At 61.9% G+C, this 11,426-nt stretch carries 9 protein-coding genes; 7 read left to right on the top strand and 2 right to left on the bottom strand.

The features are described from left to right. Positions 1–409 precede the first annotated feature (409 nt). The 3 genes from GSQ88_RS09315 to GSQ88_RS09305 all read left to right on the top strand — a co-directional run bounded on the left by GSQ88_RS09315 (position 410) and on the right by GSQ88_RS09305 (position 4,164). Positions 410–1,987 (top strand): TolC family protein, encoded by a 1,578-nt coding sequence (locus GSQ88_RS09315; RefSeq protein WP_159007326.1) that lies wholly within the window; start codon positions 410–412, stop codon positions 1,985–1,987. Between the two features lie 30 nt (positions 1,988–2,017). Further along, positions 2,018–2,830, top strand: coding sequence for an efflux RND transporter periplasmic adaptor subunit (locus tag GSQ88_RS09310; protein WP_159007324.1), 813 nt, complete (start codon positions 2,018–2,020; stop codon positions 2,828–2,830). A 359-nt stretch (positions 2,831–3,189) separates the two neighbouring features. After that, a complete protein-coding gene (locus tag GSQ88_RS09305) occupies positions 3,190–4,164 on the top strand; it encodes a zinc-dependent alcohol dehydrogenase family protein (RefSeq protein ID WP_159007322.1) in 975 nt (324 codons plus the stop codon). Positions 4,165–4,436: 272 nt separating this feature from the next. On the opposite strand, the gene GSQ88_RS09300 is transcribed toward GSQ88_RS09305, so the two are convergent. After that, entirely contained in the window at positions 4,437–5,258 is an 822-nt protein-coding gene (locus GSQ88_RS09300) for an enoyl-CoA hydratase-related protein (protein ID WP_159007320.1), read from the bottom strand. 272 nt (positions 5,259–5,530) lie between these two features. On the opposite strand from GSQ88_RS09300, the gene GSQ88_RS09295 reads away from it, so the two are divergent. Both GSQ88_RS09295 and GSQ88_RS09290 read left to right on the top strand, forming a co-directional pair. After that, on the top strand, positions 5,531–6,730 hold the full coding sequence (locus tag GSQ88_RS09295) for an ABC transporter substrate-binding protein (protein WP_159007318.1): 1,200 nt from the start codon (positions 5,531–5,533) through the stop codon (positions 6,728–6,730). Positions 6,731–6,868: 138 nt separating this feature from the next. Then, complete coding sequence (locus GSQ88_RS09290) at positions 6,869–8,431, top strand: class I adenylate-forming enzyme family protein (protein WP_349628211.1); 1,563 nt, start codon at positions 6,869–6,871, stop codon at positions 8,429–8,431. A 125-nt stretch (positions 8,432–8,556) separates the two neighbouring features. Here GSQ88_RS09290 and GSQ88_RS09285 read toward each other — a convergent pair whose 3' ends face one another. Next, positions 8,557–9,066 (bottom strand): winged helix-turn-helix transcriptional regulator, encoded by a 510-nt coding sequence (locus GSQ88_RS09285; RefSeq protein ID WP_159007316.1) that lies wholly within the window; start codon positions 9,064–9,066, stop codon positions 8,557–8,559. Positions 9,067–9,300: 234 nt separating this feature from the next. Between GSQ88_RS09285 and GSQ88_RS09280 the strand changes: the two genes are divergently transcribed. Both GSQ88_RS09280 and GSQ88_RS09275 read left to right on the top strand, forming a co-directional pair. Continuing rightward, a complete protein-coding gene (locus GSQ88_RS09280) occupies positions 9,301–9,936 on the top strand; it encodes a 2-hydroxychromene-2-carboxylate isomerase (RefSeq protein ID WP_246735165.1) in 636 nt (211 codons plus the stop codon). A gap of 59 nt (positions 9,937–9,995) precedes the next feature. Beyond that, on the top strand, positions 9,996–11,195 hold the full coding sequence (locus tag GSQ88_RS09275) for a CaiB/BaiF CoA transferase family protein (protein ID WP_159007312.1): 1,200 nt from the start codon (positions 9,996–9,998) through the stop codon (positions 11,193–11,195). The last annotated feature ends 231 nt before the right edge of the window (positions 11,196–11,426 follow it).

Genomic DNA, 11,426 nt, shown 5'->3' with positions numbered 1-11,426 from the left:
GCGGTGGTGATCCGGGAAAGCGGCGCCTGAACCGGTCTAGAGCCCGGTTCTGATGGAATCAGAACGGGGCTCTAGATTCCTGTTTGACGCGTTTTCTTGACGCGAACCGGTACCCACGGAGCCTGTCATCGGGCGCGCGTTCGCGCGACCCGTTGGCTCGAAAACGCTCCAGGCGTGCCAATTGTGGAAATCCGGCGCTAAAACAGTTGCATAAGTGCAACGTAACAACTCCATCTGGGCTCGGAGCGTCGATGTCTCGCTATTGTCCTTGCTGGGCATGCGCGGGCTGAAATAACGTCAGGTTTATCTGGCGTTAGTCAGGGGCGGGGACGGATTTATTTTGATGCTGGGGGCAAGTTCTTTTGCGTCGCTTTCTTTTGCGTCGCTGCGGCGGTTGGCAGGCCTCGCCATGGTGTCTGTCTGGCTTGGCGGCTGCGCCTTCGTTCCGCACCCGCTGACCGATGCTGAGCGCGCCGCCGAGGCCAGCCGGGACATGGCGGACGTGTTCGCGCCGCAGGAGCCGCTGACCCACGCGCTGACGCTGGAAGAAGCTTTCGCCCGGGCGATCGCCTACAATCTTGACGAGCGCGTCAAGTTGATGGAGCGGTCCGTCGCCGAGCGCGATTTCGAGATCAGCAAATTCGACATGCTGCCGAAGGTGATCGCCACCGCCGGGGCCTCGACCCGCAACAATGTGCTGGCCAGTTCGAGCACCGCGGTCGGCACCGGGCAGCAATCGCTGGTGCCGTCGACCTCGACCGACAGTGACCTGAAATTCGCCGACCTCACGACGTCCTTCAACATTCTCGATTTCTGGGTCAGCTATTACAACTCCAAGCAGCAGGCCAACAAGGTGCTGGTCGCGGAGGAGCAGCGCCGCCGCGTCTTGCAGGGCCTGTTCCAGGATGTACGCCGTGCCTTCTGGCGGGCCGCCAGCGCGCAGCGGCTGAGCAACGACATTCGCGAAGCCACCCGCGAGGCCAAGAACGCGCTGGAGTCCTCGCGCAAGAGCGAGACGTTGCGCGCGCCGATCGACGCGCTGCGCTATCAAAAGGCGCTGCTCGATGCGCTGCGCGATCTGCAATCCGTCGAGCAGCTTCTCGGCGCGTCGAAAATCGAACTTGCACAGTTGATCAATCTGCCGCCGGGCACCAATTATTCGCTGGCGGTGCCGCGAAATCTTCGAATCGAAGGCTTGAGGTTGCCGATACGGCAGATGGAAGACGTGGCGCTGATCCGCAATCCCGAGATTCGCGAATCCAGCTACCAGGTGCGCATCAGCGCCGACGAGACCCGCAAGACGCTGGCGCGCAATTTGCCGGGCATCAATTTCAGCTACGGGCCGAACTACGACAGCAACAGTTTCCTGGTCAACAACAGCTGGGCCGCCGGCGCGGTGCGGTTGAGCGGCAACTTGGTCAGCATCATATCGATCCCGGAGCAGTTGAAGCGCGGCAATCTCGCCGAGGCAACCGCGATCACTCGGCGCGAGGCGCTGAGCGTCGCGACGCTGGCGAAATTGCATATCGCCTATCAGCAATATCTGGCGGCGGCGCAGGAATATCGCTGGGCCGATCAACTCGCCTCGGTCGATCGCAAGCTCTACGAGCAGATCTCCAATCGCACCGAGACCGACGCGCAGTCGGAACTGGAGCGGGTGTCGGCTCGCGTCAGCACGGTGCAGTCGGAGTTACGGCGCTACCGCGCCTACGCCGAGGCGCAGGCCGCACTTGGGCGGCTGTATGACGTGGTCGGAATCGACCCGGTGCCGGAGGCGATGGCCTCGCTGGATATTGCAAGCCTCAGCGCTGCGATCCGGCGCAGCGCCAGCGACTGGAAAAGCGACCGGCTCGAACATCTGAGCGAAGGCGCGCCGGGCGCGACGCCGGCTCCGGATGCCGCAACGGCCGCAGCGCCACAAACCGCGCAGGCGCCGTCACCGCAGCGGAGCGCGCAGGCATCCGACAGTCAGCCGGTCGTGCAATAGCGCTTGCCACAAGCTTTTTGAGGAAACGCCGTGCCGTCACAGGGTGAACGCCGTCCTTGCTCGCGTCGCACGGTTGCGCGTTCGGTCGCGTCCGTTCTGTTGAGCCTGGTAGCGATCGGCCTTGGCGCCGTTGTGCACGCGCAAGGCGCGGCGACCGATTCGATGCCGCCGCTCGGCGCGGCAGCGGAAATCCGCGCCCAATTGACGGCGCGTAACTATACGACGCTGTCGAGCGAGACCTCGGCGCGGATCGATCGCATCACGAGCCGGGTCGGCGATCATTTCAAGAAGGGTGATTTGCTGATCGCGTTCGATTGTGCCACGCAGCGGGCGCAGGTGGCGCGGGCCAAAGCGGTCGAGACCCAGGCGGAGAAGGCCGCGGCGATCAACCAGCGACTGGCCAATCTCAAATCGATCGGCCAGCTCGAACTCGACGTCTCCCGCGCTGAAGTCGAAAAGGCCAAGGCGGACCTCGATATTGCCGACGCCGCGGCGTCCAAATGCGAAATCGCGGCACCCTTCAACGGCATCACCGTCGAGCAGAAGGCGCAGCAATTCCAGTACGCCACGCCGGGCCAGCCGCTGCTGGAAATCCTCGACGACCGCAGCCTCGAGATCGAGCTGATCGCGCCGTCGCGCGGGCTCGCCTGGTTGAAGCCGGGCTACGGCTTTCAGGTTCATATCGAGGAAACCGACAAGACCTATCCGGCCGAGATCACCCGGGTTGGCGGCCGGGTCGATCCGGTCAGCCAGACCATCAAGGTGTTCGGCGAGATCAAAGGTGATGCCCCGGAATTGATGGCCGGCATGAGCGGCCGCGCCAATATCCCGCCGCCGAAATAGCCAGGCTTGCGATGTTCGCCGCGTATCCAAAGCTTCGTTCCGATGGAATCGGAACGGAGCTTTAAAGCAGGATGAGATCAGGTTGAATCGTCATTGCCGACCTCTGGCCGGCCCGATGACAGGCTCCGCCATAGCGTCAACGAAGAATGGATTGCTTCGTCGCTGTCGCTCCTCGCAATGACGGCTTAGTCGGTGATCGAACGTCATCTCGTCGCGCTTTAGGTCATTCGCGAATGAATAAGGGGGGTGACAAATCTTTCCTGTCGCGTCCGGTTCAAAGCGGTCATGTTCCGCTGCGGTCCCAAAATCTGGCGGATCGGCCCGAGCGGGCTCGATGTTCCGCGACCGGAGGCGAGTGCATGCGAGCCATTCAAATAGCCGCATTTGGCGAACCGCGCGACGTCGCACAGCTCGTCGACCTGCCGGATCCCGCGGCACCGGGATCCGATGAAGCGCTGGTCGAGGTCGAATACGCGCCGATCAATCCGTCCGATCTGTTGCTGATCCGCGGTCTTTATGGGGTGCGGCCAAAGTTGCCGGCAACGGTCGGTAGTGAAGGCGTCGGCCGGGTTCGCGCCGTCGGATCCCGCGTTCGCGAGCTTGCGGTCGGCGACCGGGTTCTGCTGCCCAGGCAAAGTTTTGCATGGCAGGAGCTGATGCTCGCGCCGGCAAAGGATCTGTTCGCGGTACCGGACGGGGATCCACAGCAATTGAGCATGCTCGCGGTCAATCCTCCGACCGCGGCATTGATGCTGAAGAGCTATGTCAGCCTGTCGCCGGGAGACTGGATCATCCAGAACACCGGCAATTCGGGCGTAGGGCGCGCGGTCGTGGCCTTCGCCAGGGAGTCGGGCCTGCGCCTGATCAGTGTGGTCCGGCGGGAATCGTTGATCGACGAGCTCAAAGATTCAGGAAGCGAAATCGTGCTGACCGACGGCCGCGACCTCGCGGCGCGTGTTGCGACGGCGACCGGCAAGGCTCCGGTCAAACTCGGGTTGGATGCGCTGGCGGGCGAGGGCGGATTTTCGTTGGCGACGACACTGGCGCCCGATGCGACGATGGTCGTCTATGCTGCACTGAGCGGCAAGCCCTCGTCGATCAATCCGTTGAACGTGATCTTTCGCGGATTGACAATCAAGGGCTTCTGGCTCGGGCATCCCAACTTCAAGGACACGCCAGCCTATCACGAAGCGCTGCGCGACAGCGCAGGCCTGGTCGCCAGCGGAAAACTACGGGTCCCGGTTGCCGCGACCTATCCGATCGGCCGTGTCGAGGAAGCGATTGCCCACGCCCAGACCGGAGGAAAAGTGCTGTTCGACCTGCGGGCGGGGTAGAAGCGCGACTGCAAGGTTTCGAAGATGACCGCCGACCAGGGCTAGACGATTATGGATTGAATCGGCCGCGATGTCCCTTCACCTCTCCCGTTGGGAGAGGTCGGCGCGTAGCGCCGGGTGAGGGGTTAGGGCCTCTCGTTTGGCATAAGAACCCTCACCCGATTTGCGCCGGACGATACTTCGCATCGCCGGGAGCAAATCGACCTCTCCCCACCGGGGCGAGGTGAAGGGAAGCGCGCGGATAGCCCGGCTCAATCTCATCTCATCCCGCGCTAATCGCCAACGAAAGTCGGTTTGCGCTTTTCGACGAAAGCGCGAACGGCTTCCTTGTGGTCGTTGGTGCGGGCCGACCGCACCAAATTGTCAGCCTCGTAATCCATCGAGTCGAGCAAGTCCGAACGGAGTGCGTAATCGAGATTGTCCTTGATACGGCCGAACGCGACCTGCGGTCCTTCCGAGAGTTGCTTTGCCAGCGCAAACGCGGCTTCGCGCAGCTCGCTGTCGGGCACGACGCGATTGATCAGGCCGAGCGCCTCGCATCGCCTTGCATCGATCCGTTCCGACAGGAACATCAATTCGCGCGCACGCGCCGGGCCAGCCAATCGCGTCAACAGCCAGTTGATGCCGTAGTCGCCGGTGAGGCCGATCCGGGCATAGCCCGTCGCCATGATCGCCGATTCTGCTGCGATACGGATGTCGCAGGCCAGCGCGATCGCCAGGCCGGCGCCCGCCGCCGGTCCGGGAAGTGCTGCAATGGTCGGCTTGCGAACCGCGACCAGCGCGCCTGTCAGTGTCCGTTGCTTGGTCCTCAAATCGGCGATGCGATCTTCCAGCGGCACTTCTGCTTTCGCGATGCCGTTGCCCATGCCCTTGACGTCGCCGCCGGCGCAGAAGGCGGTGCCGGCGCCCGTGATCAGGATCGATCCGATGGCGGCGTCATCGCCGCATTGCTTGATCATCCGCCGCAGCGCGGGCGTTAGGTGATCCGAAAGCGCATTCCTCGCTTCGGGCCGGTTCAGCGTGATCGTCGCGACCCGGCCGTCGATGTCGCAAAGCAGCTCGTCCGTTCCCGTCTCGATGGATTGCTTGGGCATCGGTTACCTTCCCAGGTCTTTTAATATGCAGGTCTTTTGGTATGGCGCTCTTTTAGTATGACGATAGAAATATAACAGCGGCCGTTCGGATATCAACCGGACTGGCATCGGTATCTTCGCGCGGCGCTTGACGAGTTCTAAAAAAGAACTATAGGATGCGCCGCTGTGGATGGCCGGTAATCGATCCGCCGGTATTTTTTCGATCCCTGAAAAACGAGGCACCGCGCCTTCGGCAGCGGGCCCGCTCGAACCAACGGAGGAGAAGCCGCCCCATGTTCAGAGCACCTGTGATCGCATCCGCGCTCGCCGTCTCATTGATGAGCGGCGCATTTGCCGCCGACGCGCCGGGCGTTACCGTAACCGAGATCAAGGTCGGTGGGATCTTTCCCTTTAGCGGACCGGCCTCATCGATCGGACAGGTCGGCAAGGCCGTGATGGCCTATGTGCAATCGATCAACGACCGCGGCGGCATCAACGGCCGCAAGATCAACTATATCGCCTATGATGACGCCTATAGTCCGCCGAAATCGGTGGAGCATGCAAGAAGGCTGGTCGAGAGCGACGAGGTGTCGTTTATTTTCAGCGAGCTGGGGACGCCGGGAAATTCGGCGACCGCGAAATATCTGATGGCCAAGAAAGTGCCGACGGTCGGTATCGTCTCGGGATCAAACAAGTTCACCGACGTCGCGAATTATCCGCTGACCACGACGAGCCTTGTCAGCTTCGATACCGAGGGAAGAATCTACGCCAAGTACCTGACCAAGGCGCTGCCGAACGCGAAATACGCGATCCTCTACCAGAACGACGATCTCGGCAAAGACTATGTCAATGCCTTTAAATCCATACTGAAAGCGGATTTCGACAAGAAGGTCGTTGCGATCTCCTACGAGATCAGCGACCCGACGGTGGACTCGCAAATCGTCAGTCTGAAAAGCTCGGGCGCCGAAGCTCTGGTCATCGGGGGGACACCGAAATTCGCGGCGCAGGCGATCCGCCGGGCTGCTGAAATCGGCTGGAAACCGACGATCCTGTTGAACTATCCCTCGGGCTCCGTCGGCGCCACGCTCAAGCCGGCGGGTCTCGAAGCCTCGACCGGTGTCATCAGCGGAACAATGATGATGGATCCGACCGACTCGCAGTGGGACAATAATGAGGGCATGAAGAACTTTCGTGCCTTTATCGGCAAATACATGCCCGGCGTCGACATCTCCGATAACAACTACCTGTTTGGCTACATGCAGGGCATGCTGCTCGAGCACCTGATCCAGCAATGCGGTAACGATCTGTCCCGCGAAAATATCATCACGCAGGCGAGAAGCTTCAGGGATGTCGCGCTCCCCACCGCGCTGCCCGGCATCCTGGTGAACACTTCCGACAAGATCGACATGAACTTCACCCAGATGCGTTTGCAGCGCTGGACCGGTACGCATTGGGACCAGTTCAGCGAGGTTCTGGACGGCGCGTCGGAATAGCCGCTTGCAGGTCGGTCGCTTGCGAGGCCACCGATGAAAATATGATTTTATAGTTTGAAAAAGGAACTTTAGAGATAGCGGCCGAAGGTCTCTGCGGTCAGGCCGTTCTCGTAAAAGTCCTAAACGAAAGGTCAGTCAGTGGCAGAACCGACAATCGACATCGAAACGCTCGCGACGGCGCTTCCCCGCCGCATCCATGAGGTGATGGACCGCTATGTGACCGAAATCCCTGACCATGCCGCACTGATCGAGGATGGCACGGTCTGGAGCTACCGCGATCTCGACAGGCATGTGCGCGAGGTTGCCGACCATCTCGGGGCGCTCGGCGTCAGGGCCGGCGACCGGGTCATGATCGTCAGCGAAAACTGCATCGCGCTTGCGGCACTGCTGCTGGCGGCGAGCCGGATCGATGTCTGGGCGATCGTCTCCAATCCGAGGCTGTCGGCGCGCGAGCTCGACCTGATCCGCGACCATAGCGGGGCGCGGCGAATGTTCTTCACCAACGGCGTGTCAAAGGAAGCGGCGGCTCACGCGTCGCGGTGCGATGCGCAGACGCATTCGATCGGTCCGCTCGAAGAAATCGGCGTCACCGCGTTGAACGAGAGCGCCTCCGCGGAACCGGTCGAGCAGGATCCGGCGCGGCAGGTCGCGGTGCTGATCTATACGTCAGGAACCACCGGCACGCCGAAGGGCGTGATGCTCACCCACGAAAATCTGCTGATCAGCGCCGGCATCACCGCGCAATTCCGGCAGATGGGTCCCGACGACAAGGTCTATGTCGTGCTGCCGATCTCGCACATCGTGGGCATCTCGCTGCTGGTCATGACGCTGATGGTCGGGGGCGCCGTTCGATTGGTCAGCCGCTACGACCCGGCCGCGCTGGCGAAGGCGATGGCGGAAGAGGGCATCACGATCCTCAATGGGGTGCCCGCGACCTATCAGCGCCTGCTCGAATACAAGGCGGTCTCCGGCCTGAAGCGGCTCGATCGCGGTTCGCTGCGGATCATCGCGGTGGCCGGCGCGCCGCTCGATCTCAGTCTGAAGCAGCGGGTCGAGCAGGAGCTCGGCCTGTCGCTCTCGAACGGCTATGGCATCACCGAATGCTCGCCGGGGATATCGGGGGTGCGCTACGATGCGCCGCGCGCCGATCATGCGGTCGGCACGTTGCTGCCGGGTGTCGAAGCCCGGGTGCGGACGCTTGATGGCATCCCGGTCGCGAATGGCCAAACCGGGGAGCTTCATGTTCGCGGCCGCAACGTCATGCGCGGCTATTATCGCGATTCGGCGCTGACGGCGGCGGTGATCGACAGCGAGGGCTGGTTCAACACCGGCGATCTCGCGCGCTTCGAGGGTGATATCCTCTATATCGTCGGCCGCACCAAGGAGATGATTATCCGCTCCGGCTTCAACGTCTATCCCGCCGAGGTCGAGGCGGTTCTCAACTCGCACAAGGCCGTGGTCCAGTCGGCGGTGGTGGGACGCCGCGTCGAGGGCAATGAAGAGGTTGTCGCCTTCGTCCAGCTGCTTTCGGGCTCGGATGTCACGGCTTCCGACCTGATGGCCGAAGTCGCACCGCAGTTGACGTCCTACAAGCGGCCGTCGGAAATCATCGTGCTGGATGCGCTGCCGGCAACATCGACCGGAAAGATTCTCAAGCACAAGCTCGCGGAGAGCTTGAGGCAACCCGGCCACGTGAGCTGAAGCGCGATGAGATGAGGTTGAATCGTCATTGCGAGCGAAGCGAAGCAATCCATAGCGTCAAACGGAGAATGGATTGCTTCGTCGCTGTCGCTCCTCGCAATGACGGCTCAGTTGGTGATCGGCCACTACGCCGCGTGCGTTCGCGATTTCACGGCGGGCTCGGCGGATTTCTTCGCCGCAGCGGGACGCGCGCCGGGGCCGGGACGGGTGGTGACTTCCTTCGCCGACAGTGGTTCGTTGCATTCGGAGCACACCATCACCGGATCGAACAGCTTGCCGCATTTGCGATGCTCATGCAGCAGCGGCCGGCCGCGCTCGTCGACCATATGGGTGTCGCCCCAATGCACGATGGCCATCATGATGGGATAGAGATCGAGCCCCTTCTGGGTCAGGATATATTCGTGTCGTTTCGGTGATTCCTGGTAGGGAATGCGGCGCAGGATGCCCGTCCTGACCAGCTTCTTCAGCCGTTCGGCGAGCAAATGACGGGTGATGCCGAGCGCCGATTGAAATCCTTCAAAGCGCCGGGTCCGCAGAAAGCACTCACGCAGGATCAGAAGCGTCCAGCGGTCGCCGATGACGCCGATCGTCCGCGCCACCGAGCACGGCTCTTCCTCCAGGGCATCCCACTTCATTGCCGTCTCCAAAATTCCGCGTTTCGGGCGCGAGCTCCAAAACCACATCCAAATTCTAAATAGGTACTAAGGGTGAAGCAACCACCCCAGCGTGAATCGGTTGAATATACTGGCTGATCTGCATTAATGGAATTGACAGTTCATTTTTGGAACTATAAGAAAACGACGGTCGGGCCGATCGTTCGCTTTGATTTTGGCGCCGGCTGGTTGACGCATTTACGCGAGGAGAGGCCGGTGGCAAGTCCCCTGAAGGTTGAATTTCAGTTCGACTTCGGCAGCCCGAATGCCTATCTGGCCGAGTTCGTCATCCCCGCCATCGAACGCCGGACCGGCGTCACGTTCGACTATGTGCCGGTTCTGCTCGGCGGGATCTACAAGGCGACCGGCAACATGTCGCCGAACGACTCGCTGCGCGGCATCAAGAACAAGCCGGAATACCAGGCGCTGGAGACGCAACGTTTCCTGCGTCGGCACAACATTACAAAATTCCAGCAAAATCCGTTCTTCCCGGTCAACACCTTGATGCTGATGCGCGGCGCGGTCGCGGCCCAATTCGAAGGCCTGTTCGAGCCGTATTTTCGTGCCGCCTATCACCACATGTGGGCGGAACCGAAGAAGATGGACGACCTGGAAGTGTTCCGGGAAGCCTTCAAATCCTCCGGCATCGATATCGACCGCCTGATCGCGCGGGCCCAGCAGGACGACGTCAAGAAGCGCCTGATCGAGCTGACCAACCATGCGGTGGCCAGGGGCGCGTTCGGCTCGCCGACTTTCTTCGTTGGCGAGGAGATGTTTTTCGGCAAGGATCAGTTGCGCGACGTTGAAGAAGCGATCGTCGAGCAGAAAAGCCGGCTGGCGAAGGTGGGCTGAGCGGCGATTTCCGCCGCGGCACTTCGCGTCGTAACAGAACAAGATCAAGGGAGAAGTTCATGCCCGGTCCACTCAACGGCGTTCGCGTCCTCGACCTCACCGGCGTCGTCTCGGGTCCATTCGCGACCATGTTCCTGGCGGACCAGGGCGCCGACGTCATCAAGATCGAGCCGATCGGTGGCGATATCACCCGCCGCAGCCGCGCCAGCATCGACAAGAACGGCGAATTCTCCGCGCTGTTCATCTCGTCGAATCGCGGCAAGCGCTCGCTGTCGATCGACGTCAAGAGCGAGGCCGGCCGCGAGGTGCTGGCCAAGCTGGTCGCGCAAGCCGATGTGCTGGTGCAGAATTTCCGTCCCGGCACCATGGAGCGCCTCGGTCTCGGGGCCGATGAATTGCGGCAGCGGCATCCGCGCCTGATTTATGTGTCGATCAGCGGCGTCGGCGAGACCGGCCCCTACGTCAAGAAGCGAGTCTATGACCCGATCATTCAGGGGCTGTCGGGTTTTGCGGATATCCAGTCGCAGCCGGTGACCAACCGCCCGCAGATGATCCGCACCATCGTCTGCGACAAGACCACCGCGGTGATGACGGCGCAGGCGGTGGCCGCGGCACTCTATGCGCGCGAGAAAACCGGCAAGGGCGATCACATCAAGGTCGCGATGCTCGATGTGATGATCTCGTATCTGTGGCCGGAAGGCATGTCACAATATACCGTGGTCGGCGCCGAGGCTGCGGCGGGCGATCCGAACGACAGGCCCGATCTGGTGTTCAAGACCACCGACGGCTACATCACGGCCGGAACGATTTCGGACTCGGAGTGGCAGGGGTTCTGCAAGGCGACGCGCGATCCCGAACTGGCCAATGATCCGCGTTTTGCCACGCCGGGCGCCCGCAGCGTCAATGCCACCGCGCGCATCCACAAGATGCAGGAATATATCGCCCAGCATTCGACCGCGGAGTGGCTCGAGAGACTGGATGCCGCGGACGTGCCGTGTGCGCCGATCCTGCGTCGCGGCGAGATCATCCATAACGAACAGGTGGTGGCGCGCGGCATCATCACCGAATTCGACCAGCCGACCGTCGGACGGGTGCGCCAGCCAAAGCCCGCCGCGCGCTTTGAGCTCAACGAATCCGCGATCGGCGGCCCGGCGCCGCGGATCGGCGAGCACTCCCGCGAGGTGCTGGCCCAGCTCGGCTATGATGAGCGTTCCATCGACAAGATGGTGAGCGACAAGGCAGTCCGGCTGGCGGGCTAGGCGGGTTGAGTTCAGTTAAATAGGCTCGCCGCGGTTTCCCTTCACCTCTCCCCGTCGGGGAGAGGTCGGATTGCGAAGCAATCCGGGTGAGGGCTCTTGCGCTCTCGATAGACCGTAACCCCTCACCCGATTTGCACCGGACGATGCTTCGCATCGCCGGGAGCAAATCGACCTCTCCCAAGGGAGAGGCGAAGGGAAATGCCGGCCGATTCAATCAACAATCAAGACTAT

Origin of the sequence: Bradyrhizobium sp. S69, from assembly GCF_009766005.1 — a bacterium.
Lineage (GTDB): Bacteria > Pseudomonadota > Alphaproteobacteria > Rhizobiales > Xanthobacteraceae > Bradyrhizobium.
The sequence above is the reverse complement of the archived record's forward strand: the minus strand, read 5'-3'. Positions and strand labels throughout refer to the sequence as shown.

What these genes read in the sequence shown, in the direction of transcription:
- GSQ88_RS09315 (WP_159007326.1), top strand. Translation starts at nt 410, where the DNA reads ATGGTGTCTGTCTGGCTTGGCGGCTGCGCCTTCGTTCCGCACCCGCTG.
- GSQ88_RS09305 (WP_159007322.1), top strand. Translation starts at nt 3,190, where the DNA reads ATGCGAGCCATTCAAATAGCCGCATTTGGCGAACCGCGCGACGTCGCA.
- GSQ88_RS09300 (WP_159007320.1), bottom strand. Translation starts at nt 5,258, where the DNA reads ATGCCCAAGCAATCCATCGAGACGGGAACGGACGAGCTGCTTTGCGAC.
- GSQ88_RS09295 (WP_159007318.1), top strand. Translation starts at nt 5,531, where the DNA reads ATGTTCAGAGCACCTGTGATCGCATCCGCGCTCGCCGTCTCATTGATG.
- GSQ88_RS09285 (WP_159007316.1), bottom strand. Translation starts at nt 9,066, where the DNA reads ATGAAGTGGGATGCCCTGGAGGAAGAGCCGTGCTCGGTGGCGCGGACG.
- GSQ88_RS09275 (WP_159007312.1), top strand. Translation starts at nt 9,996, where the DNA reads ATGCCCGGTCCACTCAACGGCGTTCGCGTCCTCGACCTCACCGGCGTC.